This window comes from Saccharopolyspora erythraea NRRL 2338, assembly GCF_000062885.1.
GTDB classification, from domain to species: Bacteria; Actinomycetota; Actinomycetes; order Mycobacteriales; family Pseudonocardiaceae; genus Saccharopolyspora_D; species Saccharopolyspora_D erythraea.
This window is the reverse complement of the sequence record NC_009142.1, coordinates 604,555-631,233: the sequence shown is the minus strand read 5'-3', so window position 1 is coordinate 631,233 and position 26,679 is coordinate 604,555. Positions and strand designations below refer to the sequence as shown.

Below are 26,679 nucleotides of genomic sequence, written 5' to 3'. Positions count from 1 at the left end.
TTCCGGCCCTCTTCGACCCCGGCTGCGGGCGTCACGGCGTCGCGAACCCGTGCGCGGTGAGCACCTCGCGGCCGACGGGTCCGCGCACGTAGGCGAGGAACTGCTTGGCCAGCTCGGCCTGCGGGGCGTTCTTCAGCGCCGCGATCGGATAGGTGTTGACCGCCTTGCCCGACTCGGGGAACTCCACGGAGTCGACCTCGCCCGCCGCGGACCGGGCGTCGCTGACGTAGACGAGCCCGGCGTCGGCCTCGCCCGCGGAGACCTTCTGCAGCACCGCCTTCACGTCGTCCTCCTCGCTGGAGGGCCGCAACCGCACGCCCGCGGCACGCTCGATTTTTTCCGTCGCCGAACCGCACGGCACCTGCGGCGCGCACACCACGACGACCCGGCCGGCCGCCGCCAAGTCGGCCAGCGAGGCGACCCGGGCGGGGTTGCCCTTCGGCACGGCGATGGCCAGCCGGTTGGTCGCGAACGTCTCCGCCGGGGCCGCGAGGTTCGCGGCGGCCTTGTCCATGTTCCTGGTGTCGGCGGAGGCGAACACGTCGGCGCTGCGCCCCTGGTTGATCTGCTCGGCCAGCGTCGACGAGCCCTGGTAGTCGAACTGGACACGCACGCCCGGGTGCTCGGCAGCGAAGCGCCTGCCGATCTCGTCGAACGACTCGGTCAGCGATGCCGCGGCCAGCACGGTCAAGGTCCGCTCCTGTTGCTGTTGCTGCGGGGACGCCTGCCCGCAGCCGCCGAGCAGCAGGACCGCCACCAGCCCCGCCACCGCCGGCCTGATCCGCGACATCATCACTCTCCCGGTGTCTCCACTACGACGGTCGTCGACTTGACCACCGCCACCGCCAGCACTCCCGGCTCCAGCCCCAGCTCCCGCACCGCCTCGGTGCTCATCAGCGACACCACGCGGTGCGGGCCGCACTGCATCTCCACCTGGGACATGACGCGGTCCGAGACCACCTCGGTCACCAGCCCGACGAGCCGGTTGCGCGCCGAGCGCCCCACCCCGGACGGGTCCGGGGTGGACTTGGCCTGGTCCCGCGCGAAGCGGGCGAGCGCGGCGCCGTCCACGACGATGCGCCCGCCGGCGTCCCGACCGGTGGGAAGGGCGCCGCCGTCGACCCAGCGGCGCACCGTGTCGTCGCTGACGCCCAGCAGTCCGGCGACCTCAGAAATCCGATAGTGCGGCACGGCAGAGACGATACGTCCGCAAAGGCGGAGGCAACCAGGGTTGTGGCCCGCAAACGCGTCACCGTGATCGGTTTCGTAGCATCCTCCGATGCCACTACCTGGGCAGATGCCGGTTTCGGAGAACCAGTACAAATGCCTGCGCGCCGATCGAAATCAGCGCCCGAGCGCGTTAGGGTCGGAAGGTGACCGCGGTGGACCTGGGAATCCCGGTCGTGCGTCCCACGACCGACATGTCGACTCGCCCCGACACCCCGCACCTGGTGGACCGCTTCGGCCGCATAGCCAGGGACCTGCGGGTGTCGCTGATCGACAAGTGCAACCTTCGCTGCACCTACTGCATGCCCGCCGAGGGGCTGCCGTGGCTCAAGCGCTCGGAACTGCTCGACACCGGCGAGATGATCCGGCTGATCCGGATCGCGGTGGAGGAGCTCGGCGTGACCAACGTCCGCTTCACCGGCGGAGAACCGCTGCTGCGCCAGGACCTCGTCGACATCATCAGCGCCACCTCCGAGCTGCCCTCGAAGCCGAAGACGTCGCTGACCACCAACGGCATCAACCTCGGCCGCTACGCCGACGCGCTCAAGCGCGGCGGCCTGAACCGGGTCAACGTCTCGCTCGACACGCTCGACCGCGACACGTTCCGCGAGCTGACCCGCCGGGACCGGTTCTCCGACGTCCTCGAAGGACTGGAGGCGGCCAAGGCCGCCGGGCTGGAACCGGTGAAGGTCAACACGGTGCTGATGCGCGGACTCAACGGCCACGAGGCGTGCGACCTGCTGCGCTACTGCGTCGAGCACGACTACCAGCTGCGGTTCATCGAGCAGATGCCGCTGGACCCGCAGCACGGCTGGGACCGCGGACAGATGATCACCGCCGAAGAGATCCTGGAGATGCTCGGCGCGGAGTTCGACCTGACCCCGCACACCGCCGAACGCGGCTCGGCACCCGCCGAGCGCTGGCTCGTCGACGGCGGGCCCGCGACGGTGGGCGTCATCGGCTCGGTGACCCGGCCGTTCTGCGCGACCTGCGACCGCACCCGGCTGACCGCCGACGGGCAGCTGCGGTCGTGCCTGTTCTCGACCACCGAGACCGACCTGCGCGGGCCGATGCGGGCGGGAGCGGGCGACGAGGAGATCATGAGGCTGTGGCAGGAGACGATGTGGGCGAAGAAGGCCGGGCACGGCATGGACACCGAGGGCTTCGCCCAGCCGTCGCGACCGATGAGCGCGATCGGGGGCTGAGCCGATGACGGCGGTGTCGGAGCACCTGGCGGTCAAGGTGCGCTACTTCGCCGGGGCGCGCGCCGCCGCCGGCGTCGCGGAGGAGGTCGTGCGCCTCGCCAGGCCCGCCGACGGGCGGCCGGTGCGGGCGTCGGACCTCATCGAGGCGGTCCTCAGCACCCACGGCGAGCGACTCGCCGAGGTGGTGCCCGCTTGCAGCTTCCTCCTCGACGGCGTAGCCGTCCGGGACCGCGCCGTCGAGATCCCCGACGGCGCGGAGTTCGACGTCCTACCCCCTTTCGCCGGCGGCTGAGCCGGGGCGGCAGCGCGGTGGCGGGCCGCCGGCGGCAGACCGGGCGGCCTGGCAGCACGGGCGCCGGTTGGCGAGTTGGCGCAGTGGCCGGACGAGCCGGGCCGCCGGTAGGCGGCGTCGGCGCCGGTAGGCGGCGGGCAGCCCAGCAGTAGCCGCGCATGCGGCCAGTCGATCGCCGATTGGGCGGCCAGCGGGGCGGGCGCCGGTAGGCGGTCCGGCGCGGTAGGCCGCAAGGCGTGACCCGAGGCAGCTTGGCAACGCGGGCCAGTAGGCCGTCCGGCGCCTCAAACCGCGCGAGCCCTGGTAAGCGGCCGTGCGCCCGGACGAGACGGTTGGCCGTGCAGGAGGCTGGACTGCGCGGACCGCGCGCGGCCGGGCGGCATGTGCCGGTGGTCGTCGGGCGAGGCCGTCAACGCGATTCGCCCTCCGCGCGCCCCGACATACGGCACGCCCAGCGAGCCGCGCCTTGAGGCGCAGGCACACAGCCCTATAGACGCCGCTACCGCGCATCCCGCCACCGCGCGGTCAGGCCAACGCCGCCGCGGAATGATCAGCATTGGCGCCGCCGAGCCGACCGCGCGCCGACCGCAGATCCGATCACGGCTCGCGGGCTGTTCGGCCTCTCGTCACAGCCCGCATCGCCGAGATCGCGCCATACCCGCTCCGCAAGTCGCCTCCCGGGCGGAACCCCGCCGTCCGCCCGCGGCGAACACGAGTCCCTCCGATGACGCCCGCGACCATTCCTTATCTACCTGCCCGCGCGCCCGCGCCCGCGCGCATGCGCGTATACAACACGCACTTGGCGTGTCGGGATAACCCGCTCGTGTGATGTCGGTATGTGTTCGACTGCTCTGCGCACATGGCTCGAATACGTCCGATGTCTCGCGCCTGGCGCGCAGATCGTCTCCGACGCGGTCGCGCGAGTCGAGCGGAGGCGACCGCGCGACCACGCACTTCGATCACGGATCGCGTCCACGTGAACTCGATCAGTGATGTTGATCAAGGGTCGGAATCCCGCCCTGGGAGCCCGAATTCGGCGTTACGGCAGGCTGACACCGACGTTGCAACGGCGGAAAAAGGGTGACCCACGCCTCACTGACGGTGATCGATCTCGGGCCGGACACGACTTGATAACGACGCGCTGATCAGCACAGATACCTCGGATCGGATCACCCAACCGCAGCGTTACTGTGACCACCGTCACATAAGCAGAGATTTCCGATCGGCTCGTTGATTACGTAGTGTCGCTCCTCGGTCGGCCCCGAACCGGCCAAGCGAGAACCCGGAAGCCCGCAGCGCCGAGCCCTGTCCGGCGGGCCTCCGGATCCCCGAAACAGGAAAAACCGGACAGGGGCGGGGGAACCACCACTGGGCGCCCCGAACGCCCTAGGGGTGAAGCCGGTCCGAGGACCGGCCGGGCTGCCTCTCAGCCCGAACCCGACAGCTCACTTCGCAGGCGCGGCAGGAGAGAGGAACATGGCTCGTTACCACGGCAAGCACCGCAAACCCTCCAATGCCGCTCGTGCCGCGGCTCGCGTCGCCGTCGCCGGTGCCGTGATCGCCACCCCGCTCGCGATCGCCGCCCCCGCCAACGCCGCCGACTGGGACGCCCTCGCGCAGTGCGAGAGCAGCGGCAACTGGAGCGCCAACACCGGCAACGGCTTCTCCGGCGGCCTCCAGTTCACCCCCTCGACCTGGGCTGCCTACGGCGGTACCCAGTACGCGAGCAACGCCAAGGACGCCACCCGCGAGGAGCAGATCGCCGTCGCGGAGAAGGTCCTCGCGTCGCAGGGCAAGAACGCGTGGCCGGGTTGCAGCGCCAAGCTGAACTGGAGCGGTGGTAGCACCAAGACCACCAAGAAGGTCACCAAGACCGAGACCAAGACCCAGACCCGCACCCAGACCAAGACCACCAGCCCGGTGCAGACCGGCGGCGGCGACTACACGGTGCAGCTGGGCGACACGCTCGGCAAGATCGGCGAGAAGTTCGGCGTCGACTACAAGAAGATCGCCGAGCGCAACAGCGACATCATCAAGGACCCGAACCTGATCTTCCCGGGCCAGAAGCTCGACATCAAGTGAGCAGGGCCGGCCTGACGGCCGGACGGACCCCAGGAGCGCGGGTCGCGTCAGCGCCCCGAATGCTGACGCGACGCGCCCCCTGAAACTCGGAACCCCATCGCCATCCCCCAGCGGTGGGGTTCCGTCATTTCCAGACCGTGATCCCCTCCGATGACCAAGCGGTGCACCACACCTGCACCGAGGCGACCAAACGCCGTACCGAAGCACCAGTGGGCCGGTCCTCAGGCAAGGACACGACACGCCGTGGGCGTGTCGGATCCGATGTGTGGAGGGACGGGCGAGTCGAGCCAGCCAGGCCGAATCAAGCCAGCTAGTCCGAGCAGCCACGTGGCAAGCAGTCGAGCCAGGTGTGAGGCCAAGTCGCTCGAAACGAGCCGGATAGAGCGGGGCCGGGGCACGCCGAGACGAGCCGGGGCAGACATGGTCCAGTGGCCAGGTCAGCCCGAGACAGGTCAGGTAGCCCGATCCGGGCCAGATCAGACCGTGCCGCCACTGGTCGGACAGAGCCGAGCGGGGCCAAGCCGAAGCGGCTCAGGTCGGGGCGAGCCGGTCAGCTCGAATCGAGTCGGGTCAGTCGAGCCGGTCAGCGCGAACGGGCCAGCCAGAGCCGAGGCCGAGCGCGCCAGGTCCGGCAAAGACCGAGCCGGGCGAACAGAGCCGAGGCGGACCTGACAGAGCTGAGCCGAGCCAGGGCGGCAGAGCCGAGCCGGAGTGAAGCGAGCACGGGCCGCAGTCCCTGCCCGTCCCGCACAAGCCCCTCCTGCCGTCAGGGGCAGTTGACCCATTCCTCGGAGCCGTCGTCGAAGACCTGGCGCTTCCAGATCGGGAGGCGGCGCTTGACCTCGTCGACGAGTTCCGAGCACGCGTCGAAGGCCTGCTTGCGGTGTTCGGCGGCGACCGCACAGCCCAGGGCCACGTCGCCGATGGCGAGCAGGCCGATGCGGTGGGCGACGGCGATGGCGCGCACGCCCTCGAAGCGGGCGGCGATCTCGCGCGCGACCTCGGCGACCACGTCGCCCGCGCTGGGGTGGCCGGTGTACTCCAGCTCCCGGACGCCGCGGCCTCCGTCGTGGTCGCGGACCACTCCACCGAAGGTCACGACGGCGCCCGCGGCGCGGTGCTCGACGAGCCGCGAGAGCTCGTCGACGTCGATCGCCTCGTCGACGACGTCCGCGCGGAGGACGGACGCCTGGGTGCGAGCGGGCGCTGCGCGCCCGAGGTCTTGGCCGGCGGCGACCGCGCCGCCGGAGGAGCCGTCAGCCGCGACAGAGCCGACGTGCGGCTCCCCGATGCCACCGTGAGGCTCGCCAACGCCGTGCGACGCGACGCCCCCATGCGACGCAACAGCGCCATGCGACGTGACGGCGCCGTGGGAGGCGGCCGCCCCGCCGTGCGGCTTGTGGTCCCCGCCGTGGATCTGGTCCACCGCGTGGTCGAGCACGCCCTCCAGGACACCGAGCCCGTCGCTGACGCCGCCCCGCGAACCGGGCAGGTTCACGATCAGCGTCCGACCGCTGACCCCGGCCAGACCGCGCGACAGCACCGCCGTCGGCACCTGCGGCAGCCCCGCCGAGCGCAACGCCTCGGCCAGGCCCGGGATCGGGTAGTCGAGCACCTCGGCGGTGACCTCCGGCGTCCGGTCGGTCGGGCTGATGCCGGTGCCGCCGGTGGTGATCACGACGTCGACGCCGTCGGCGACCGCGCGGCGCAGCTCCGCGCCCACCGGCTCGCCGTCCGGGACGACCGCGGGGTCAGGTGACTCGTAGCCGCGGGCCCGCAGCCATTCCACGATCACCGGCCCGGTCCGGTCCTCGTAGACACCGGCGGCGGCCCGGTTCGACGCCGCGACCACGCGAGCTGTGCGCGTCATGGACTTCTCCCGTCTCGGAGTGGGTACCTGCGGGGACCGGCGGCCCGGTCGGCGCACGGACCCGGGAGCCGACTCCGCGGGCCGGTTACACCCGACCGGCGGGACCGTCCCAGCACTGCTTCACTCTTCGCGTACCCAGGTGCCGGTCTTGCCGCCCTCCTTGCGCTCGACGCGCACGGCGTCGAGCACGGCGGCGGGGTCGACGGCCTTGATCATGTCGTGCAGCGCGAGCCCGGCGCCGGTGACGGCGGTGAGCGCCTCCATCTCGACGCCGGTGCGGTCGGTGGTGCGCACGGTCGCGGTGATCCGCACCTCCGCGTCACCGACCTCCAGGTCGACCTTGACGCCCGACAGCGCGATGGGATGGCACAGCGGGATCAGGTCGGGCGTGCGCTTGGCGGCCATGATGCCGGCGAGCCTGCCGGTCGCCAGCGCGTCGCCCTTGGGCAGCCCGTCGCGCCGCAGCAGGCCGATGACCTCGGCGGTGGTGCGAAGCACTCCGCTCGCCACCGCCGTCCGGGCGGTCACCTGCTTGCCGGACACGTCGACCATGCGGGCCGCGCCCGCCTCGTCGACGTGCGTGAGATCGCTCTGCGCCATACGACGAGCGTAGTCCGCGGTTCAGTACTCCAGGTCCTCGGCCATGGACCACGGCAGCGACGAACCGCCGACCGGCGCGGGCCTGGCCGTCCGGCCGGCCGTCGCCGCCTTGCGCACCGCGTCGGCCACCGCCGGGGCGACCGCCGAGTCGAACACGCTGGGGACGATGAACGAGGCGTTGAGCCGCTCGCCGTCGACGACGTCGGCGATCGCGTTGGACGCCGCGATCATCATGTCGTCGGTGATCTCGTGCGCGTGGGCGTCGAGCAGACCGCGGAAGACACCCGGGAACGCCAGCACGTTGTTGATCTGGTTCGGGTAGTCGCTGCGACCGGTGGCCACCACCTTGGCGTGCTTCTGCGCCTCCAGCGGGTCGATCTCCGGGTCCGGGTTGGCCAGCGCGAACACGATCGCGTCCGAGTTCATGGTGGCCACCTCCTCGGCGTTGAGCAGGTTCGGCGCGGAGACGCCGATGAACACGTCGGCACCGGCGACCGCGTCGGACAGCGTGCCGGTGCGGCCCTCGGCGTTGGTGTTGGCCGCGATGGACTGCAGGTTCGGGTCGGAGTCGCCGCGACCGGTGTGCACGATGCCGTCGATGTCGACGGCGATGACGTCGGCCGGGCCCTTCTTCTGCAGCAGCCGGATGATCGCCGAGCCGGCGGCGCCGACCCCGCAGACCACGACGCGGCAGTCCGCCAGGTCCTTGCCGACCACCCGCAGGGCGTTGCGCAGCGCACCGAGCACGACGACCGCGGTGCCGTGCTGGTCGTCGTGGAACACCGGGATGTTGAGCTTCTCGCGCAGCCTGCGCTCGATCTCGAAGCAGCGCGGCGCGGCGATGTCCTCGAGGTTGATGCCGCCGTAGACGGGGGCGATGAGCTCGACGGCGCGGATGATCTCCTCGGTGTCCTGGGTGTCCAGGCACACCGGCCAGGCGTTGACCCCGGCGAACTTCTTGAACAGCGCCGCCTTGCCCTCCATCACCGGCAGCGCGGCCTCCGGGCCGATGTTGCCGAGACCGAGCACGGCCGAGCCGTCGGTGACGACCGCGACCGAGTTCCGTTTGATCGTCAGGCGGCGGGCGTCCTCGGGGTTCTCGGCGATCGCCGTGCACACGCGGGCGACGCCGGGCGTGTAGGCGCGGGAGAGGTCGTCGCGGTTGGTCAGCGCGACGCGGGAGTTGACCTCGATCTTGCCGCCGAGGTGCACCAGGAACGTCCGGTCCGAGACCTTGCGGACGGTGACGCCGGGCAGCTCCCGCAGGCCGTCGGTGATGTCGTTGGCGTGGTCGGCCGACAGCGCGTTGCACGTGATGTCCACGACGATCCGGTCGGCGTGGGACTCGACGACGTCGAAGGCGGTGATGACACCGCCCGCGCGGCCGACTGAACCGGTCAGGTCACCGGCGGCGCTCGCGGACGGCGGAGCCTCGACGCGGACGGTGATCGAATAACCCGGACCTGGAACCGGCATGGCACACCCCTGTCGCAAGAGTCTTCGGACTTGGCCGGGCGACGCGCTCCGGACGACCGCGGCGGCCGCCGGAGCAGGTCACCAATCCGGGGTGAAGCCCTTGCGGACCTCTAAAGCGACCGAAGTTCACCCGGCACGAAAAATCCTAGAACTTTCACGAATGTGAGGGATATCCGGGCCGGTTTCCGGCCGGAGGTGTTGACAGCCCGGCGGATCTACTTGTTGATCTTGGTGACCGGGTGGGTGTAGGGGACGGTCTCGGTCGACAGCGGGAAGCTGGTGTCGCCGAACGGGGACAGCGCGCCCTGCTTGTCGGCGAGGAACTCGCTCACGGGGTGCTCCCCGTCACCGACCTTCGGCCACGACGGGTCGATGCGGTCCTTCTTGGTCTTTCCGGCCACTTCATTCCTCCTGACCACTCAGGCTGTTGCGAGTTCCAGTTTGCCGGATACCCGGCCCGGACTCACCCACGGGTTGCCGGGGACACACCGGGTGACCGGGCCCGCCGGCGGGCGCGCGCGGGCGGGCGCCCGGGGGCGCGAGCCGCCGCGGCGGCGACCGGGCGGACGGCTGGGGTGTACGGGCGGACTCCGGGCGCGCGAGGGCGGACCGGCGACAGCCTGTCGGGCGTCACAGCGAGGGTCGTTTCCGGGCCCGCGCTCGGTATCGTGGAACGGATGCCTGCACTCGCCGACTGGCTGCGCGAACGCAGCGACGACGACCTCGTCGCACTGCTGCGCATGCGGCCCGACCTGGCCACGCCCCCGCCCGCGGACAGCAGCGTGCTGGCCACCCGCGCCGGGGTCCGGTCCTCGGTGGCCCGGGCCTGCGAGGACCTCGACGCGTTCGCCCTGTCGACCCTGGAAGCGCTCGTCCTGCTCGACGCCGACGTGGAGGCGGCCTCCCTGGGCGCCGCCGCCGAACTGCTCGGCGTCGACGTCACCCCGCAGCGCACCCGCCGCACGCTCGACGACCTCCGCTCCCGCGCCCTGGTCTGGGGCGACGACGACGCGCTGTCGATCTCCCCCGCGGTGCGCGAGGCGCTGCCGACGTTCCCCGCCGGGCTCGGCCGTCCCGCCGAGAACCTCACCGAGGCGCAGGCCAAAGCCGCGATCGCCGAACTCGACGAGGACGAACGCAGGCTGATCGGCAAGCTCGCCGATGGCTCCCCCATCGGCCGCACCCGGGACGCCGCCGCGCAGACACCGCTGGAACGCGCGGTCAACCCGGTGCAGCGGCTGCTGGCCAAGGGCCTGCTGCTGCGTCGCGACGCCGAGACCGTCGAGCTGCCGCGCCAGCTCGCGTTCGCCGTGCGCGGCGACCACCCGATGGGCCGGGTGGAACCGGAGGAACCGCTGCTGGACCTGACCGACGCCGGGGCCTCCGCGGTGGACTCCACGGCGGCGGGCGAGGTGCTGGAACTGCTGCGCCACGTCGAGCTGCTCCTCGACCTCTGGGGCCAGGACCCGCCAGACGTGCTGAAGTCCGGCGGTGTCGGGGTCCGCGACCTGCGTCGCGCGGGCAAGGCGATGGAGGTCGACGAGACCAGGCTGGGGCTGATCGCCGAACTCGTGGTCGCGGCCGGGCTCGTCGCCAACAGCGAGGAGGCCGAGCCGCGCTGGATCCCGACCTACCAGTCCGACAGCTGGCTCGCCTCGATGCCCGAGACCCGCTGGGCGGCGCTCGCCCAGTCGTGGCTCGACCTGCCCCGGCTCCCCGGCCTGATCGGCGCCCGCGACGAGAAGGACCGGCTGCTCGGGCCGCTGTCGGAGGACCTGCGCCGGCCGCTGGCCCCGAAGGACCGGCGCCGCGTCCTCGACGTCCTCGACGAGTTGCCGTCCGGGCACGGAGTCCGCGGCGCCGACGACCTGGCCGCGGTGCTCGCGTGGCGTGCGCCGCGCAAGGGCGGACGGCTGCGCGACGACCTGGTGCGCTGGACGCTGGCGGAGGCGGCGGTGCTCGGCATCACCGCCATGGGCGCGCTCTCCACCGCCGGCCGGGTCCTGCTGACCGACGGAGGCGCGGAGGCCGCCAGGCACGTGGCTTTGCCGGAGGCGCTCGACCACGTGCTGGTCCAGGCCGACCTGACCGTGGTCGCCCCCGGCAGGCTCGAACCGGACCTGGCCGCCGAGATGAAGCTGGTCGCCGACGTCGAGTCGGCGGGCAGCGCCACCGTCTACCGGGTTGGCGAGAGCAGCGTCCGGCGTGCCCTGGACGCCGGACGGACGGCCGACGACCTGCACGCGCTCTTCCGGAACCGCTCGCGCACGCCGATTCCGCAGTCGCTCACCTACCTGATCGACGACGTCGCGCGCCGGCACGGACAGCTGCGCGCCGGAACCGCGTCGGCCTTCCTGCGCTGCGACGATCCGGTGCTGCTGGCGGAGGTCCTGGCGAACCCGGCCGTGCACGAACTGGAGCTGCGCAAGATCGCCCCCACCGTGCTGGTCAGCCCCCTGCCGCTGGCCGACGTCGTCGACGGGCTGCGCGGTGCCGGGTTCTCGCCGGCGGCCGAAGGCCCGGACGGGCAGGTCCTCGACCTGCGGGCGAGCGGAGAACGCGTGCGCGGGCGCAACCGCCCGAACCCGCCCGCGGCGATGTCGGCACCCAGCGACGCGCAGCTCGTCGAACTGGTCGGCCAGGTGCGGGCGGGCGACCGCGCGGGGGCGGCGCGGCGCGGCAGCGCCGTGAGCCCCGAGCGCGGGAGACCCAGCGCCGAGGCGACGCTGCAGCTGCTGCGCGACGCGGCGCGGGAGCGCCGCAGCGTGTGGCTGGGCTTCGTCGACTCGCACGGCGTGGCGACGCAGCGGATCGTGCGGCCGGTGCGGGTCGGCGGCGGCGTGCTCCAGGGCCTGGACCAGAGCGGCGACTCGACGGGCACCTTCCCCCTGCACCGCATCACGTCGGTGGCCCTGGTCGAGGAGTGACGCAACGCGCAGCGTTGCGGGGCGCGAAGCGCCATCCGCGCGCAGCGCGGATGACTGTCGTGCGGCGTAGCGCGATGAGTGATCGACGATCAGAGGTGTGATCGTCGATCAGGTGGGGTATCCGAGGAGCAAGGGAGCCGACGCGGCTCGGTCCGGTGAGTCCCCCCTCCGCCGGACCGACGAAGGTGACCGGGCACGGCTCCCCGATGCATCGCCCGGTCACCGCCCGAAAGCCATGCGGTACACGGCTTTCCAACCACGGGCACCACCCACACCCAAAGCCGCGCGACAGCAATCCGCGCACAGCGCGGATAGCGCTCACGCGCCACGCAACGCTGCGCGTTGCGCGATGCGCGCGCTATGCGCGCGCGGCAGCCATGCGCTGGCGCATGGCGTGCTCGACGAGCTTGATCAGAGCCTGCTTGGTCGACTCGCGGTTGCGGGCGTCGACGCTGATCATCGGCACCGAGTCGGCGATGGTCAGCGCCTCCCGCACGTCCTCCATGCGGTGGTGCAGCACGCCGTCGAAGGTGTTCACCGCGACCACGTAGGGCAGGCCCCGGTCGTCGAAGAAGTCGATCGAGGCGAAGGCGTCGGCCAGCCTGCGGGTGTCGACCAGCACCACCGCGCCGATCGCGCCGCGCACCAGGTCGTCCCACATGAACCAGAACCGGTGCTGCCCGGGCGTGCCGAACAGGTACAGGATCAGGTCCGAGTCCAGTGACACCCGGCCGAAGTCCATGGCCACCGTGGTGGTGACCTTGCCCGGCGTCGCCGTGAGGTCGTCGACCCCGACGCTCGCCTCGGTCATCACCGCCTCGGTGGTGAGCGGCACGATCTCGGAGACCGAGCCGACGAAGGTCGTCTTGCCAACCCCGAAACCACCGGCGACCACGATCTTGGTCGACGTCTTGTTGCCGCCGTGGTTGTTCACCTGCGAGCGGGGATCAGAGCCTGCGAAGCCCACTGAGCACCCTTTCCAAGAACTCCATGGACGGCCGATCCCCCACGACCATGCCACTTTCGTGAATCAGGACCAGGCCCAGACCGGCCATGTCACCGATCAGCACCCGCACCACGCCGAGGGGCAGGCGCAGGTGTGCGGCCACCTCTGCCACCGAGCGGGCCTCCATGCACAGCTCCGAGATGGAGCGGTGCTCTGGCGAGGACGCGGCGGGTTGCGCGCGTCCGCGCTCGCTGGTGGAGACCAGCGTCTCAATAGCAAGATCATAATCGGTGCGGGTGCGCCCGCGGGTGCGGGCGTAGGGACGCACCAGCGACCCGGTCTCGCCCGCGCCCTCGTCGGAGGCAGGCCCGTCGCCGCCGCGGATCGCGGGCATGGACCCGGAGATCGACGGCATGGACTGCGAGATCGGCGACATCGGCTGCGAGATCGACGGCATCGAGACCGAGGGCATCGACGTCGAGGAGATCGAGGGCATCGACATCGACGACGGACCGCTGTCGTACCGGCGGTCGTCACCGCCCTCGGCCGACGCGGCGGAGTAACCCGAACCCGAGTGGCCCGAACCCGGATAGCCCGAGTTCGAGTAACCGGAACCGGAATAGCCCGAGCCGAACAGGTCCGCGCCCGGCCCGCCGAAGAGCGCCCGGCTGTAGTCGCTCACGCCGTCGCCCGCGGATTCCTGCTGGTCGTCGACGAAGTCTTCCTGCCAGGAGTCGGCGCTCAGCCTCTTGTTGTAGAGGCGGAACAGGTCACCGTCCCAGCTGGGATCGGAACCGGCGTTCATGGCGAGCTCCCCTCAGCCTGCTCGGCGTAAGTCACCGTCGACCCATGCCCTGGAGCTGGGCGCGCAGCTCCGGGGTGAGCTGCCGGCCGACCCGCTCCACGAGCAGCGTCATCTCGTAGGCCACCAGACCGATGTCGGCGTTCGGCGCGGCCAGCACCGCGAGGCACGAACCGTCGCTGATCGACATCAGGAACAGGTAGCCCTGCTCCATCTCCACGACGGTCTGGGTGACATCACCGGCCTCGAAGCAGCGCGCCGCGCCCTGGGTGAGGCTGACCAGCCCGGAGGCGACGGCGGACAGCTGCTCGGCGCGGTCGCGCGGCAGTCCCTGGGAGCCTGCCAGCAACAGGCCGTCCGCGGAGACCACCACGGAGTGCGCGACGCCCGGGACGCGGCGCACGAAATCGGTGATCAGCCAACTGAAGCTGTTGCTGCTCATGGGTTGCTGGACGGACCCGTTCACTCCTGCTCCTCATGACGGCTCGGAATCGAGCGGGGCGGTTCTGTCGAGACCGGGTCGGCCTTGGCGTGCCTACCTCGGCGGATGCCCTGCTGGAAGTTCGACATGCGACCACGCACGGCATCCGGCGACCGTGTCGTGGCCGGCTTTGCCGGCGCTGGGGACTGCGGTCGCGGTGCGGCCGATCCCGGCACCAGGTTCGACTTCGGCACCCGCTTGGGCAGGCCGGCCGAGGTCGTCTCCTGGACCTGCTGGCTCTGCTGCACGAGGGCCTCGGCCGCCTGCCAGCCGACGTCGGCCGAGCCCCAGCCCGGATCCCGCGGCCCGGTGGGCGCGAGCAGTTCCTCGGGGAACTCGCCGGTCTCCCCGCCGGGTCCGGACGCGCCGGTGGCGCGGAGCTCACCGGTCTCCGACTCGGGCTCCGCGGCGCGCCGCGCCTGCAGCGCCTGCTCGCCGTCGGCCACCGACGGCGGCTCGGCGGGAGCCTCCTGCCGGGCCGGGCGCGGTGGCTGCCCTCCACCGGAGCTCAGCGAGTCGCCGAGCGGCGAGCCGCCTTCGTCCACATCGGACTCGCGGAACCACTGCGACAGCACCGCTTCGTAGATGGGCAGACGTTGCGTCGGCGCGTCGTCCATGTCCCAGGAGGCCCCTTTCGGCTGCGTGTCGACCGCCGGCGGTTGGCCTTCCGTCTCGTAGTCGGATGCTGTCGAAGCGCGGAGCTCCCCCGGAGCGTCTTGCGCGTCCTGGGTCGCTCCCGCTGCCAGCGGGGCGTCCGGCGCCGGTCGTGTTCCGTTCTGGTCGGCGCCATCGGAGTCCGGGTCCGGCCTGGCGGCCTCGAACGTCGCGGTCTTCTCGGCCTCGAAGGGGCTGTGGAACAGGCTGGGAGATTCCTCTTCCTCCTGCGCGGGAACACCGCACTGGCCGTCGAACGCCGCCGGGAGCTCGCGATCCTCGGCGGCGGCAGCGCTTTCCGCGCTGGGCCACTGCTCGGCACGAACGTCGTCGTCCGTGGACGCCTCGGCGTCATCCTCCCACTTCGGGATGTCGGTCGCGCCGAAAGAACCGCCGGATGAGACCTGGAAGGAGTAGTTGCCGGGCAGGTCCTCGACGGGCTCCTGCTCCTCGGCCTCCTGCGCGGCCGGGCTTTCCTTCCTGCGCTGCGGAAGCGGTCCGCCGCTGGGGTCGAAGCCGTTGCTGCTCGGGGCGGGAGCGCTCGGTGCCGGGGCGCCGGGCGAGTCGAAGTTCAGCGGTGGCAGCGGAGCGCGCTCGGTCGGCGCGTCGACTCCGCGGTCGGCCGCGCCGCCGCGACTGCCGAAGGCCGCGGCCAGGCCGAGGTGGGTACCGGTCTCGCTGAGCGGGTCGCGCTTGGGCTCGTCGCCACCGACCGGGCGGCCGATGTCGGGCATCGGGCGCGGGCCGTCGGCGGTGAGCTGCACGACGTACTCGCCGGACAGGTGCACCGTCGCGGTGACACCGCCTTCGAGGTCGCCGTTGTTCTGCAGCTGGACGCCGATGTTGTGCCTGCGCGCGAGCTGGCCGACGACGAACAGGCCCATCCGCCGCGACACCGCGACGTCGACCTCCGGCGGCCGGGTGAGCCGGTCGTTGATCTCGTCGATCTCCTCGTCGTCGATGCCGACGCCGCGGTCGCGGATCTCGATGACCAGTTCCTGCCTGCGGTAGGCGGTGCGGACGGTGACCTCGGTGTCGGGGTTGGAGAACACCGTGGCGTTCTCGAGCAGCTCGGCGATCAGGTGCACGAAGTCGTTGACCACGCGGCCCTGGATCGCCAGGTCCGGCGACTCGGCGATGGCGATCCGCGCGTACTGCTCGACCTCCGACACCGCGGCGCCGACGACCTCCGACAGCGGCACCGGGCGCATCATCCGCCGGGTGAGGTCGGTACCGCCGAGGATCAACAGGTTCTCGTTGTTCCGCCGCATGCGGGTGGCCAGGTGGTCCAGCTCGAAGAGGCTGCTGAGCTGGTCCGGGTCCTGCTCGTCCTGCTCCAGCCGGTCGATCAGCGAGAGCTGGCGCTGCACCAGCGTCTGGCTGCGGCGGGCCAGGTTGACGAACAGGTCGTTGACGTTGGTCCGCAGCAGCGCCTGCTCGGAGGCCAGCCGCAGCGCCTGCTGGTGGACCGCGTCGAAGGACCGCGCGACCTGGCCGATCTCCTCGCGGGTGTGCACCGGCACCGGTGGCACCGTGACCGAGCTCGCGCCGCTGGGATTCTCGTTCACCTGCTTGATCGCCTGCGGCAGGCTCTGCTCGGCGATCTCCAGCGCGCCGTAGCGCAGGGTGCGCAGCGGCCGCAGCATCGAGCGGGCGATGTACGAGGCGACCGCGAAGGCGACCAGCAGCAGCAGGACGATCAGCGCGCCGTCGCGCAGCATCGACCACCACGCGGCGTCGGCGTACTGCTTGGCGGTGTCGTGGAACTCGCCGAGGACCTCTTCCTCGACGCCGCGCAGCAGGTCACCGCGGGTGCCCGAGGCCGCGCCCCACTCACCCGGGTTCATGTTCAGCGCGCGGTCGTTCTCGGCGTTGATGAGCGCGTACTGCTTGATCTGCTCGGAGTCGTCGACCGCGGCACCGGCCACGCGCGCGGCGTAGAGCTCGCGCTGGGCGGGCGACGCGACGTTCTCGAACTCGGTGAACGCGGCCTCGAACCGGGCGTCGGCCTCGCGCATCTGGGCGACCTGGCCGGTGAAGAACTCGTTGCGGATACCGGCCGAGAGCAGGATGGAACGCTGCTGGGCCAGGTACTCCTTGGCGCGGCTGATCGACTCGGCGGCCCACGCGCTCTGGGTGAGCTGGGTGTTGGCCGCACCCGAGGAGACCGCGCGGGGGACGTTCAGCACGCTCTCGACGACCGAGTTGTAGGCGACCAGCGTCTGGGAGTCGGTGAAGCCGCGGTTGACGATGGCGCGCAGCGAGTTGAGGCTGCTCAGCCGGTTGAGCGCGCTCTGGTAGGCCTCGCGCACCTTCGGCGTGAAGTCCTCCAGCTCCGACTCGGGCAGCCGGAACCGGGCGATGGCGTCGTCGACGCGGCGCGCCTGGTCGTCGTAGGGGACGCGGTCGGCGCCGCCGCTGGCGGTCTGCACCACGGCGTGGTCGCGCTCGCGTTGGAGCTCGTGGGTGATGTCGGCGGTGCGCTGGGCCAGCTCCACCTGCTCGACGATGGTGTTGAGGCGGTCGGCGGTGGACATGCCGTCGTAGACGCGGATGCCTCCGACGCCGAGTGCCGCCAAGGTCGGGACCAGCAGCACGGCCGCCATCTTGGTGCGCAGACGCCAGTTGCGCAGCCACCAGCGCTTGCTGTGCGGGTCCTGCGCCTCCACGCGACGGTCCTGTCTGCCTCCGGTGCCGGGGTCGTTGTTGAGCATCCCTTTTTCCTGCGCTGCGGCGGACGTCTGCCTGCCCACCACGGCTAGTGGCCCGTACGTGGGTGGCAGGTGCGGATGGTCGTGGTCAGAGCCGGTCCCCGACGGCGGCTCCCGGGTCGACGTGCGGACCAGTGGGCCGTCGGAGCTCCGACAGTGCCCGCCGGGCCGCGGACGACCCTGACGCTCCTAGCCGGGCTTGCCATCACGCTCCCTGATCACAACCTGTTACTTCCCCCGAAGCAGAGGCAGGTTCACCTCGACGGGCGAGACTATACTTAACTGGCCGTCACAAGTCAGGCCCCTAGAGCGAGTCTGCCTCACACGGATGAGTGGCGTAGCCCTCACCTCGTGCCTATGTGACAACGTCCTGGTGACAGCTGGTTGTCGCAAGTGGTCCAACCTTCTACAGTTGCCCTGCACCCCGCCCCGCCAGGTCCGTTGGAGAAGCGATGGTCCGCCGCCCCGCAGCGGCACCGCTCCGCACGCGCCGGCTGACGACCGCCGGCAGCAGTCCGGTCGCCCGCCGGCTCCTGGCCCATTCCCGCGCGGCACGAGTGCCGTCGCGTCGCGCGCGCGCATGAGGTGCATCTGGACGCAGGTCGTCCCGCCTTTCCCGCGACCCGTTGGCGGCCGACCCGAGAACCCCCACGTCGCACCCGATGCAAGGAGGACTTCATGAGCCCGTTCCCCGGTGGAGGGATCCCACGCAGAAACCTACTGAAGCTGGCAGGCGGCGTGGTGACGGCCGGTGCACTGATGGGCACCAGCGGTTGCGGGCTCCTCGGCGGCTCCGAGAACGCCGGGCAGAGCGGCCCCGGCGGACTGGAGAAGGCCAACCTCAAGGTCGGCGCGCTGGCGACGAGCGAGATCGCGCCCCTGCACCTGGCCGTCAAGAACGGCCACTTCCAGCGCGAGGGCCTCAACGTCGAGATCGTCACCGCCAAGGACGGTGCCTCCGCGCTCAACGCCGCCATCGGCGGCGACTACGACATCACCTTCAGCTCCTACGTGCCGATCTTCGCCGCCCAGGCCAGCGGCGTCGCCCAGCTCAAGATCGTCGCCGACTGCGCGTCGGCCACCCCGAACACGATCATGATCATGACGGCTCCGGGTTCGCCGGTGCGCACCGCCGCCGACCTCGCGGGCAAGAAGATCGCGATCAGCGGCATGGGCACCATCTCCCAGCTGATGGTGCAGGCAACGATGCGCGCGCACGGCGTGGACTTCAGCCGGGTCGAGTGGGCTCCGATCGGGTTCCCCAACATGCCCGAGCAGCTTCGCCAGGGCCACGTCGACGCGGCGTTCCTCGTCGAGCCGTTCCTCACGCTCGCCGCGCGCGACACCAAGGCCGTGCCGGTCGTCGACGCCGCCACCGGTCCGCTGCAGGACATCCCGCTCGGCGGCTACGTCTCCACCGCGAACTTCGCCGACCAGAACCCCAACACCGTCGCGGCGTTCCACCGCGCCATGCAGGCGGCGACCGACGAGGCGCAGGACCGCAGCAAGATCGAGCCGCTGCTGCCGACGTTCGCCAAGGTCGACGCCGAGACCGCCGCGGTGATGGGCCTGCTCAACATGCACACCCGCGTCGACGCCACCCGCCTGGAGCGCGTGCCGCGGCTGATGCGCGAGTTCGGCTACATCCAGAAGGACGTCGACGTCAAGGCCATGATCGCCACCCCGCCCCAGAACTGACATGGCACGAGTGATTCGCGGGCTCGTGGGCCTGCTCGGTTTCTTCGCGGTGTGGGAGGCGTTCAGCCGCCTCGGCCCGGTCCCGCAGCAGTACCTGCCGCCGCCGTCGTTGGTGCTGGTGCGGTTGGCCGAACTGCTCGGCGACCGCATGTTCCTGCTCGACGTGATCGCCAGCGTGCTGGCGTGGGCCATCGCACTGGGCATCTCGGTCGTCATCGCGGTGCCCGCGGGCCTGCTGCTCGGCAGCGTCCCGGCGGTGCGGGTGGCGACCAGGGCGATCATCGAGTTCCTGCGCCCCATCCCGTCGGTGGCGCTGATCCCGCTGGCGCTGGTGCTGATCGGCAGCGGGCCCAACACCAAGATCTCGCTCGCCGTCTACGCGTCGGTGTGGCCGATCCTGTTCAACACCATCTACGCGCTCGACGAGATGGACCCGGTCATGGTGGAGACGGCCCGCTCGTTCGGCCTGGGCCGGGCGCGGGTGCTGTTCAGCGTGGCGCTGCCGAACTCGGCGCCGTTCGTGCTCACCGGTGTGCGGATGTCGGCCGCGGTGGCGTTGATCCTGGTGGTCAGCACCGAGTTCCTGGCCGGAGGCACCAGCGGCCTGGGCAGCTTCGTGCTGGACGCGAGCACCGGTGCGGGCCGGATGGACCTGGTGCTGGCGGGCACGCTCGTCGCCGGGGTCATCGGCTTCGCGATCAACGAGGCGCTGGAGGCGGTGCACAAGCGCGGGCTGCGCTGGAGCATCGTCGGGCAGGAGGCGTCATGAGCGACACTCCCGCCTCTCCGCTCATGGAAGCCGACCGGGTGCGGGTGCCCCGCAGGACACAGGAGGCGTCATGAGCCAGGTGCGTGGTTTCCTGCACCGCTGGGTGGTGTTCGTAGGCGCCGTGCTGGTCTGGGAGCTGGTGACCAGGCTCGCAAGCAGCCCGTTCTTCCCGCCGCCCAGCGAGATCGTGGCGACGGCCGCGGTGAAGTGGTTCTCCGGCCCGGCGTCCTCGCTGTTCCTCAGCGACGTGGTCTTCTCCGACCTGCTGGCCAGCATCGGGCGCATCGCCGCGGGCTGGCTGATCGCGGTGGTGGTCGGCGTCGGCATCGGCACCGCGCTCGGCCGGTCCCGTACGGCGATGGACTACTTCGGCCCGCTGTTCGCCTTCGTCCGGGCAATTCCCCCGCCGGTGCTGGTGCCGGTCTTCATGGTGCTGCTGGGCATCGGCACGTCCATGCAGATCACGGTGATCGTCTTCGGCGTGGTGTGGCCGATCCTGCTGAACACCGTGGACGGTGTCCGCTCGGTCGACCAGGTCAAGGTGGACACCGCGCGGTCGTTCCGGATTCCCCCCGTGCAGTGGGTGTTCGGGGTGGTGCTTCCCGCCGCGATGCCCAAGATCTTCGCCGGGCTGCGCGTGAGCCTGTCGCTGGCCCTGGTGCTGATGGTCGTCTCCGAGCTGGTGGGCTCCACCAACGGCATCGGCTACCAGCTGGTGAACAGCCAGCAGCAGTTCGACCTGCCCGGGATGTGGACGGGCATCGTCCTGCTCGGCGTCCTCGGCTACGCGCTCAACACGGTGCTCCTGGCGGTGGAACGCAAGGTGCTGAACTGGCAACCCTCGCAGACGGCGAAGGTAGGAGGTTGACATGGTGACCATGCTGGACGTCTCCGGCGTCGGACACCGCTACGGGACGGGCGCCGGTGCGAACCTCGCCATCGACGAGCTGTCGTTCAAGGTCGAGGCGGGCGAGCTGGCGTGCATCGTCGGTCCCTCCGGCTGCGGCAAGTCCACCCTGCTGCGCGCGATCTCCGGCCTGCTCACGCCGAGCAGCGGCGAGGTGCGCCTGCACGGCGACCTGGTGCAGGGCGTGCCGTCGGACCTCGCCGTGGTGTTCCAGGACTACAGCCGCTCGCTGTTCCCGTGGCTGTCGGTGCGCGCCAACGTCGAGTTCCCGCTGCGTTCCAGGGGACTGAGCAAGGCCCAGCGCCACGAGCGGGCCGACGAGGTGCTGGAGTGGGTCGGCCTGTCCGGCGCGGCCCGCAAGTACCCGTGGCAGCTCTCCGGCGGCATGCAGCAGCGGGTGTCGATCGCCCGCGCGCTGGCGTGCCGCCCGGCGCTGCTGCTCATGGACGAGCCGTTCGCCTCGGTGGACGCGCAGACCCGCTTCGAGCTGGAGGACCTGCTGCTGCGGGTGCGCAGGCAGTTCGACAGCACGGTCCTGCTGGTCACCCACGACATCGACGAGAGCATCTACCTCGCCGACCGGGTGTTCGTGCTGTCGAAGTCGCCCGCCTCGATCGTGGCCGACATCCCGGTCGACCTCGGCAGCGAGCGCGACCAGATCACCACCCGCGAGTCCGACACCTTCGTCCACCTGCGCAGCGAGGTGGCCCGGCTGCTCCAAATGCGCAGCCCGGAGACGGTGTCCACTGCGGACGGACGCACCGCGGCGGCGGACCGCGCCGCGGCCGACCGCTGGGCGGAGGCCGAGCGGGCGGAGTCCCGCGAGACCGCCCGGAACTGAACCACCGGCGCGCGAGTGCCCTGACCCGCTCAGCACTCGTGAGTCTTCTGGGTTGCCATGGCAACCCAGAAGACTCACGACTCCGGTCAGCGCAGGTCGAATCGGCGCCACCAGGTGACGCAGCGCCAGGCCCATTCGAGGGGCCCGTACCGGAAGCGGGCCAACCACCACCGGCTCCACAGCGCCTGCACGACCAGGATCGCCGCGGCGAAACCGAGCATGGTCGGCCAGGCGGTCGAACCCTCCAGCCCGAGGGCGGCGCCGAAGGACACGATGAGCAGGGTCGCCGTGATGTAGTTGGTGAGCGCCATCCGCCCGAGCGCCTCCAGGGTGGGAGCCAACCGGCGGCCGACCGGGGTGCGCAGGACCAGCAGCAGCCCGGTGGCGTAGGCGACGGCCATGGTCAACCCGGCCACAGCGGAGGAAGGGGTGAAGCCGGCGCTCAGGGGGTCCTGTTCCTGCCAGAGCAGAGCGGCCACCGAACCCGCGGCCGCGAGCACGAACGCGGTCAGCAGGTGCGGGCCGAGCCGGTCGAGTGCGTTCGGAAGACCCAGCTGGGCCAGTGCGAAACCCGTCACCAGCAGGCCCGGCACCAGGAGGAGACCACCGCCGAACAGCACCGTCAGCACCACGGTCATGGTCAGTCCGATCGCCAGGTTGATCCAGCGCGGTACCCAGCTCAGCGGCAGCAGCACCACGATGCCGAACAGCGCGTACCACAGCAACGCCTCGCCTGGCTGCAACAAGTGGTGCACGGCCCCGAGCACGGCGAGCGCAACCAGGCGGCGCAACAGCAGCAGCCTCGGCCGCTGCGCCCTGGCCCCCGCCCGCTGCAGGAAGATGCCGAAGCCGACCCCGAACAGCAACGAGAACAGCGGGAAGAACCGTTGGTGTGCGGTCATGTCCAGCACATGCGGAATGGGCAGCTTGCGAAGGTCGACGATGCCGGGCATGTGCATGATCTGGCCGATGTTTACCAGCAGGATCCCGCCGAGTGCCAACCCGCGCAGCGCGTCGAGCTGACCGATGCGCGGCCCCGAACTGGACGACGCGAACGCAATCCTCTCGGTTGGTGCGGTAGCCGTTGCCATGCGTTGTTTTCCCTTCTGGCGCATGAGTTGCCAGTCGTGGCCGGTTCGACTGGATGACCCAGCCGGCCGAGGAGGCTCGCTCGGCCTCGGAACACCGGCGCTATGCACGCCGAAGACCGATTCGCGAGTAGCGCACCCGCGTTCCTTTTCGTGCGCACGAAGGCGCGCTACCGGCAAGAATGTCGGTAGCGCGCCTTGGTGCGCATCGGCCGGGCGGACAAGGAGCCCGGCAGCGCATGGCCGATCGGCGGATGCGGCCATGGCCAACCGGCCGGGCGCGCCTTGCGCCGGTTCCCATGTGCAGCGCCGCTTGTGCGCTTCACGCGGTCCCGTGGCGGGGAAGAGGTGGTTCTAGCTCGCCGTGGCGATCCGCGTCGCCACGGCTGTGCGTCCTGGTGGTTCGGAAGCATTCTCGATGGCCCAACGGGTTCCGGCGGCACGGAGCGCGCGGAATACGCCGGTGGGCGGACATCGGCGGCTCAGTACAGGTAGCGCTGTCCCGGGTCGACCTTGACGTGCAGGAGCGACGGCCCGTTCATGGTGGTGAACTCCTCGCCGAGCGCCGCGTCGAGCTCCTCGGGCGTGTTCACCGACTTCGCCGGGACGCCAAGGCTGGTGGCCAGGCCGACGAAGTCGATGCCGCCGAGCTCGACGCCGGGCAGCTTGCTGCCGCCCGCCGCCTCGCCGAGCACCGCGACCGCGGCGTAGCGGGAGTTGTCCATGATCACGAAGGTCACCGGGGTCTGCTCGCGCGCCGCCGTCCACAGCGCCTGCACCCCGTACATGCTGGAGCCGTCGCCGAGCAACGCCACGGTCCGCCGCGTCTGGTCGGCCATCGCCACGCCCACGGCGGCGCCGATGCCGTAGCCCAGCGCACCCGAGGCGCAGGTGAAGAACCCGCCGTCGGTCGACCGGATCGGGAAGTGGTCGTGCAGGTCGTTGCGGTGGCTCGGGGTCTCCTCCACCACCGCCGCGTCGTCCGGCAGCGCCGAGCTGATCGTGTCGAAGACGTAGGCCGCGGTCATCGGCGTGGACGGCGCCGGCTTGTCGGGACGCTCGCAGCCCCGCGGCTCGGCCCGGTCGGACTGGCCGACCAGCGCCGACACCTGGCGGACCGAGTGCGCCAGCGTGCCCAGCACGCCCCGGCCCCGGACCGCGCGGGCCAGCACGTCGGGATCGTCGTGCACCACGAACATCTCGGGCAGCTCCACATCGGACTCGCCCCGGTAGACGTGGTAGGTGAACGCGGGAGCTCCCCACACCACCACCAGGTCGTAGGCGGCGAGCTCCTTGCTGAGCGCCTTGCGCTCCGGGTGCAGGAAACCGGCGAAGGCGGGGTGGTCCTCGGGGAACGAGCAGCGCGGCGACATCGGGCTCACCCACACCTCGGCCCGCGCCTTCTCCGCGAGCCGGACCATCTCGTCGACCACGCCGTCGCCGTCGACGGCCGGCCCCACGACGAACGCCGGGCGCTCGCAGGAGTTCAGCGCCTCGGCGAGCTCGGCCACGGAGTCGGGGTCGGCGGCGAAGCCACGGGTGCGCGGGCGGTCGGCCACCTCGACGCCGGGCTGGTCCCAGTCGTCGGCGGGGATGGACACGAAGACCGGACCGTAGGGCGGCTGCGTCGCGATCTGGTAGGCGCGCATCAGCGCGGCGGGCACGTCGGCGGCCCTGGCCGGCTCGTAGCTCCACTTCACGTAGGGCTGCGGGAACGACGCGGCGTCGGTGGCGCCGAGGAAGGGCTCGCCGAACATCAGCGAGCGGGTCTGCTGACCCGCGGTGACGATCATCGGCGTGCGGTTGCGGTACGCGGTGAACACCGAGCCCAGCGCGTGCCCCACACCACCGGCCGAGTGCAGGTTGACCAGCACCGGCTCGCGGCGGGCCTGCGCGTAGCCGTCGGCCATCGCGACCACGGCGGACTCCTGCAGGCCGAGCACGTAGCGGAAGTCGTCGGGCCAGTCGGTGAGGAAGGGCACCTCGGTGGTGCCCGGGTTGCCGAACACCGTGGTGAGTCCGAGGCGCCGGAGCAGCCCCCTGGTGATGTCGCGGACCGTCGAGGTCTCCTCCGGCATGCTGCCTCCCCGTTCGTGGCGGCCTCGCCGGCTGCGGCGAGACCGCACACCACGACATCACATGAGGGGCCCTGACCTCCACATTAGCTTGCTCACGCAAGCATCAGACCTGCTTCATGCAGATCGTCCGGCCAGGGGCGGGCTCGTTGTAGACGATGTACTGGAACTCCTGGTCGTAGTCGCACGCGGACTCTCCCGCCGTGCTGTTCTCGACGGAGAGGATCTCCATGTTCGCGTCGGCGTCACCGCAGGCGACCTTCTCCTCCAGGCCCATGTACTGCGGGATGTTCATGCAGTCGCCGGCCTTGACGTCGGGGACCAGGCACAACGTGTAGCCGCTGGTGCGGCGCCCGCTCTTGCTGACCTCGGAGAAGTCCTCCCCGCACGACTCGGAGCCGCCGAGCTGCTTGGCGATCACGAAGTCGGAGTCCGCCGACCCGCAGGGCGCGACCTCCCAGTCGGGGTTGACGGTGCTGTTGTTGGTGAGGTTGAGGCACTCACCGGCCTCAGGAGCACCGCTGCCGCTGACCATGTTGATGCCCAGCAGGATCAGGCCGACCACGGCGAGGGCCACCACACCGCTGATGATCTTCGCCGCGAGCGCACCGCCACCGCCCTTGGACGGCTGCGGCGGCACCGGCGGCGGACCGAACCCCTGGCCCTGCGGCGGCACCTGACCCGGCGGGACCTGACCGGGAGGCATCTGCGCGTGCGGGGCCTGGCCCGGCGGGACCTGGCCCGTCTGGGTCGGGTATCCGGCGCCGACCGGGCCGTACTGGGGCGCTCCCCACGCCTGCCCCGGCACGGCCTGCGGCCCGGACTGCGGGAACCCGGGCTGCTGCGGATATCCCTGGGGCCGGCCGGGCTGACCGTACGGCCCCTGCTGCTGCGGTGGATACGTCACGACTACCTCTCACGCGATCTTCGACCGACGGAGGAACTTAGCCGAGCGGCCGAACCGGCGGAGGGGAATTGACGCAACCGCCGCCACCAGGCGTCCTGCTCGTGCCCAGGGCAGAACGGACCGATGGCCGGAGGGCAGGACCGGCCGGGTCCTGGCGGCAGAGCCGACCGGTGTCCCGCGGGCACAACCGGCCGGTGTCCTGCGCGTCCGGCGTCAGGCGGGTTTCTTGTCGGCGAAGCAGGCCGTGAACGGCGGGTCCTGGAAGGAGTACCAGCCCTCCTCCGGCTTGCACACCTGCTCCGCGGTCGGGTTGGTGTCGACCTTGGTCACCTGGTCCACCGCGGCCGGGGACGCGCACTCCTCCTTCAGCGGCAGGACCGAGTCGTCCTCGCTGTACCCGGTCAGGCAGTCGCCGACCACGACGTCGAGGACCATGCAGTAGGTGTCGCCGCTGTAGGTGTTGCTGTAGTTGTCCGGGCAGCCGTTCTTGTCCTCGCCGCTCTTGACCTCGACGATCTCGTAGTCGGAGTCGGCGCTGCCGCAGGGCTCCTCGGTGAGCGAGCCGCCGGACTGGACCGACAGCGCGACGCAGTCGCCAACCTCGATGCCCGAGCCTGTCTCGCTGGAGGTGGTGGTCGGCCGGGTCTTGGACGTCGTGGGCGAGGTGCCGCCCCCGGTCTCACCGCCGGCCTGGTTGTCGTCCCTGCCACCGTTCAGCGCGAACACGAGGATCACGACGACCACGAGGACCAGCGCCGCGCCACCGGCGGCGAGGCCGATGATCAGGCCGGTGTTGCTCTTCTTCGGCGGCTGCGGCGGGTAGGGCGGCTGCGGCCCGCCGGTGCCACCGGCCACCTGGCGCCAGAAGTCCTGCGACCCGTCCTGCGGGGGCTGCTGCGGTCCCCACCCCTGCTGCGGGCCGTACTGTCCTGGCTGCGGCGGGTAGCTCACCTGTTCCTCCTACGTGATGACCGAAGAGCAACCTAGCCGAGCGCACCGCCCCGATGTGGTCGGATGCGACATATACGAACCAGATCGGAATGTGCAGGTAGTCCGTTCCGACCAGAACCGGAAGCATCGGCCACTGAACGTGATCCGTTCTCCACTTTCCGTGGATACCG

General features: G+C 71.1%; 22 protein-coding genes and 1 riboswitch. Of the genes, 8 read left to right on the top strand and 14 right to left on the bottom strand.

What is annotated here, in order from left to right; all coding sequences use genetic code 11:
- Positions 1-31: 31 nt before the first annotated feature.
- Both modA and SACE_RS02800 read right to left on the bottom strand, forming a co-directional pair.
- Positions 32-790: a molybdate ABC transporter substrate-binding protein gene (gene modA / locus SACE_RS02805; protein ID WP_029621503.1), complete on the bottom strand. Its 759-nt coding sequence runs from the start codon at positions 788-790 to the stop codon at positions 32-34.
- 2 nt (positions 791-792) lie between these two features.
- Positions 793-1,191, bottom strand: coding sequence for a TOBE domain-containing protein (locus tag SACE_RS02800; RefSeq protein ID WP_009945201.1), 399 nt, complete (start codon positions 1,189-1,191; stop codon positions 793-795).
- Between the two features lie 191 nt (positions 1,192-1,382).
- Between SACE_RS02800 and moaA the strand changes: the two genes are divergently transcribed.
- The 3 genes from moaA (at position 1,383) to SACE_RS02785 (ending at position 4,806) form a co-directional block, all read left to right on the top strand.
- Positions 1,383-2,432, top strand: a complete 1,050-nt coding sequence (gene moaA / locus SACE_RS02795) for a GTP 3',8-cyclase MoaA (RefSeq protein ID WP_009945202.1) — start codon at positions 1,383-1,385, stop codon at positions 2,430-2,432.
- A 4-nt stretch (positions 2,433-2,436) separates the two neighbouring features.
- On the top strand, positions 2,437-2,724 hold the full coding sequence (locus SACE_RS02790; RefSeq protein ID WP_009945203.1) for a MoaD/ThiS family protein: 288 nt from the start codon (positions 2,437-2,439) through the stop codon (positions 2,722-2,724).
- Positions 2,725-4,040: 1,316 nt separating this feature from the next.
- Positions 4,041-4,199: riboswitch (cyclic di-AMP (ydaO/yuaA leader) on the top strand.
- 1 nt (position 4,200) lies between these two features.
- A complete protein-coding gene (locus tag SACE_RS02785) occupies positions 4,201-4,806 on the top strand; it encodes a transglycosylase family protein (RefSeq protein WP_009945204.1) in 606 nt (201 codons plus the stop codon).
- A 766-nt stretch (positions 4,807-5,572) separates the two neighbouring features.
- Here the strand turns inward: SACE_RS02785 and SACE_RS02780 are convergent.
- From SACE_RS02780 to SACE_RS02765, 4 genes are all read right to left on the bottom strand, one after another.
- Positions 5,573-6,676 carry a molybdenum cofactor biosynthesis protein MoaE gene (locus SACE_RS02780; protein WP_011873093.1) on the bottom strand — a complete coding sequence of 368 codons (1,104 nt, stop codon included), beginning with the start codon at positions 6,674-6,676 and terminating at the stop codon, positions 5,573-5,575.
- 120 nt (positions 6,677-6,796) lie between these two features.
- Complete coding sequence (gene moaC, locus SACE_RS02775) at positions 6,797-7,276, bottom strand: cyclic pyranopterin monophosphate synthase MoaC (RefSeq protein WP_009945207.1); 480 nt, start codon at positions 7,274-7,276, stop codon at positions 6,797-6,799.
- Between the two features lie 21 nt (positions 7,277-7,297).
- Entirely contained in the window at positions 7,298-8,752 is a 1,455-nt protein-coding gene (locus SACE_RS02770) for an NAD-dependent malic enzyme (RefSeq protein ID WP_009945208.1), read from the bottom strand.
- Between the two features lie 215 nt (positions 8,753-8,967).
- Positions 8,968-9,153 carry a hypothetical protein gene (locus SACE_RS02765; protein WP_009945209.1) on the bottom strand — a complete coding sequence of 62 codons (186 nt, stop codon included), beginning with the start codon at positions 9,151-9,153 and terminating at the stop codon, positions 8,968-8,970.
- Between the two features lie 276 nt (positions 9,154-9,429).
- Between SACE_RS02765 and SACE_RS02760 the strand changes: the two genes are divergently transcribed.
- Positions 9,430-11,679 (top strand): helicase-associated domain-containing protein, encoded by a 2,250-nt coding sequence (locus SACE_RS02760; RefSeq protein WP_009945210.1) that lies wholly within the window; start codon positions 9,430-9,432, stop codon positions 11,677-11,679.
- Between the two features lie 358 nt (positions 11,680-12,037).
- Here the strand turns inward: SACE_RS02760 and SACE_RS02755 are convergent, their stop codons facing one another.
- The 4 genes from SACE_RS02755 to SACE_RS02740 are packed head-to-tail and all read right to left on the bottom strand — an operon-like array spanning position 12,038 to position 17,276.
- Positions 12,038-12,646: a GTP-binding protein gene (locus tag SACE_RS02755; RefSeq protein WP_009945212.1), complete on the bottom strand. Its 609-nt coding sequence runs from the start codon at positions 12,644-12,646 to the stop codon at positions 12,038-12,040.
- Positions 12,627-13,430: a DUF742 domain-containing protein gene (locus SACE_RS02750; RefSeq protein ID WP_009945214.1), complete on the bottom strand. Its 804-nt coding sequence runs from the start codon at positions 13,428-13,430 to the stop codon at positions 12,627-12,629. The genes SACE_RS02755 and SACE_RS02750 overlap by 20 nt, the downstream gene beginning before the upstream one ends.
- 31 nt (positions 13,431-13,461) lie before the next feature.
- Positions 13,462-13,869 (bottom strand): roadblock/LC7 domain-containing protein, encoded by a 408-nt coding sequence (locus SACE_RS02745; RefSeq protein ID WP_011873092.1) that lies wholly within the window; start codon positions 13,867-13,869, stop codon positions 13,462-13,464.
- Positions 13,870-13,889: 20 nt separating this feature from the next.
- Entirely contained in the window at positions 13,890-17,276 is a 3,387-nt protein-coding gene (locus SACE_RS02740) for a nitrate- and nitrite sensing domain-containing protein (RefSeq protein WP_009945217.1), read from the bottom strand.
- 738 nt (positions 17,277-18,014) lie between these two features.
- Here SACE_RS02740 and SACE_RS02735 point away from each other — a divergent pair.
- The 4 genes from SACE_RS02735 (at position 18,015) to SACE_RS02720 (ending at position 21,488) form a co-directional block, all read left to right on the top strand.
- Positions 18,015-18,971, top strand: a complete 957-nt coding sequence (locus tag SACE_RS02735; protein WP_231849911.1) for an ABC transporter substrate-binding protein — start codon at positions 18,015-18,017, stop codon at positions 18,969-18,971.
- 1 nt (position 18,972) lies between these two features.
- A complete protein-coding gene (locus SACE_RS02730; protein ID WP_029621504.1) occupies positions 18,973-19,740 on the top strand; it encodes an ABC transporter permease in 768 nt (255 codons plus the stop codon).
- A gap of 70 nt (positions 19,741-19,810) precedes the next feature.
- Complete coding sequence (locus tag SACE_RS02725) at positions 19,811-20,608, top strand: ABC transporter permease (protein WP_009945220.1); 798 nt, start codon at positions 19,811-19,813, stop codon at positions 20,606-20,608.
- 1 nt (position 20,609) lies between these two features.
- Positions 20,610-21,488, top strand: a complete 879-nt coding sequence (locus SACE_RS02720; RefSeq protein WP_009945222.1) for an ABC transporter ATP-binding protein — start codon at positions 20,610-20,612, stop codon at positions 21,486-21,488.
- Between the two features lie 86 nt (positions 21,489-21,574).
- Here the strand turns inward: SACE_RS02720 and SACE_RS02715 are convergent, their stop codons facing one another.
- From SACE_RS02715 to SACE_RS02700, 4 genes are all read right to left on the bottom strand, one after another.
- Entirely contained in the window at positions 21,575-22,579 is a 1,005-nt protein-coding gene (locus SACE_RS02715) for a DUF418 domain-containing protein (RefSeq protein ID WP_011873090.1), read from the bottom strand.
- 479 nt (positions 22,580-23,058) lie between these two features.
- Positions 23,059-24,654 carry a benzoylformate decarboxylase gene (gene mdlC / locus SACE_RS02710; protein WP_009945224.1) on the bottom strand — a complete coding sequence of 532 codons (1,596 nt, stop codon included), beginning with the start codon at positions 24,652-24,654 and terminating at the stop codon, positions 23,059-23,061.
- Between the two features lie 103 nt (positions 24,655-24,757).
- On the bottom strand, positions 24,758-25,558 hold the full coding sequence (locus tag SACE_RS02705; RefSeq protein ID WP_009945226.1) for an LppU/SCO3897 family protein: 801 nt from the start codon (positions 25,556-25,558) through the stop codon (positions 24,758-24,760).
- A 213-nt stretch (positions 25,559-25,771) separates the two neighbouring features.
- Positions 25,772-26,509, bottom strand: coding sequence for a hypothetical protein (locus SACE_RS02700; protein ID WP_009945227.1), 738 nt, complete (start codon positions 26,507-26,509; stop codon positions 25,772-25,774).
- Positions 26,510-26,679 lie beyond the last annotated feature (170 nt).

Coding starts and splice junctions, on each gene's coding strand:
- moaC (WP_009945207.1), bottom strand. CDS start 7,276: ATGGCGCAGAGCGATCTCACGCACGTCGACGAGGCGGGCGCGGCCCGC.
- SACE_RS02715 (WP_011873090.1), bottom strand. CDS start 22,579: ATGGCAACGGCTACCGCACCAACCGAGAGGATTGCGTTCGCGTCGTCC.
- SACE_RS02740 (WP_009945217.1), bottom strand. CDS start 17,276: ATGCTCAACAACGACCCCGGCACCGGAGGCAGACAGGACCGTCGCGTG.
- SACE_RS02785 (WP_009945204.1), top strand. CDS start 4,201: ATGGCTCGTTACCACGGCAAGCACCGCAAACCCTCCAATGCCGCTCGT.
- mdlC (WP_009945224.1), bottom strand. CDS start 24,654: ATGCCGGAGGAGACCTCGACGGTCCGCGACATCACCAGGGGGCTGCTC.
- SACE_RS02760 (WP_009945210.1), top strand. CDS start 9,430: ATGCCTGCACTCGCCGACTGGCTGCGCGAACGCAGCGACGACGACCTC.
- SACE_RS02720 (WP_009945222.1), top strand. CDS start 20,610: ATGGTGACCATGCTGGACGTCTCCGGCGTCGGACACCGCTACGGGACG.
- modA (WP_029621503.1), bottom strand. CDS start 790: ATGTCGCGGATCAGGCCGGCGGTGGCGGGGCTGGTGGCGGTCCTGCTG.
- SACE_RS02780 (WP_011873093.1), bottom strand. CDS start 6,676: ATGACGCGCACAGCTCGCGTGGTCGCGGCGTCGAACCGGGCCGCCGCC.
- SACE_RS02790 (WP_009945203.1), top strand. CDS start 2,437: ATGACGGCGGTGTCGGAGCACCTGGCGGTCAAGGTGCGCTACTTCGCC.
- SACE_RS02725 (WP_009945220.1), top strand. CDS start 19,811: ATGAGCCAGGTGCGTGGTTTCCTGCACCGCTGGGTGGTGTTCGTAGGC.
- SACE_RS02770 (WP_009945208.1), bottom strand. CDS start 8,752: ATGCCGGTTCCAGGTCCGGGTTATTCGATCACCGTCCGCGTCGAGGCT.
- SACE_RS02750 (WP_009945214.1), bottom strand. CDS start 13,430: ATGAACGCCGGTTCCGATCCCAGCTGGGACGGTGACCTGTTCCGCCTC.
- SACE_RS02745 (WP_011873092.1), bottom strand. CDS start 13,869: ATGAGCAGCAACAGCTTCAGTTGGCTGATCACCGATTTCGTGCGCCGC.
- SACE_RS02730 (WP_029621504.1), top strand. CDS start 18,973: ATGGCACGAGTGATTCGCGGGCTCGTGGGCCTGCTCGGTTTCTTCGCG.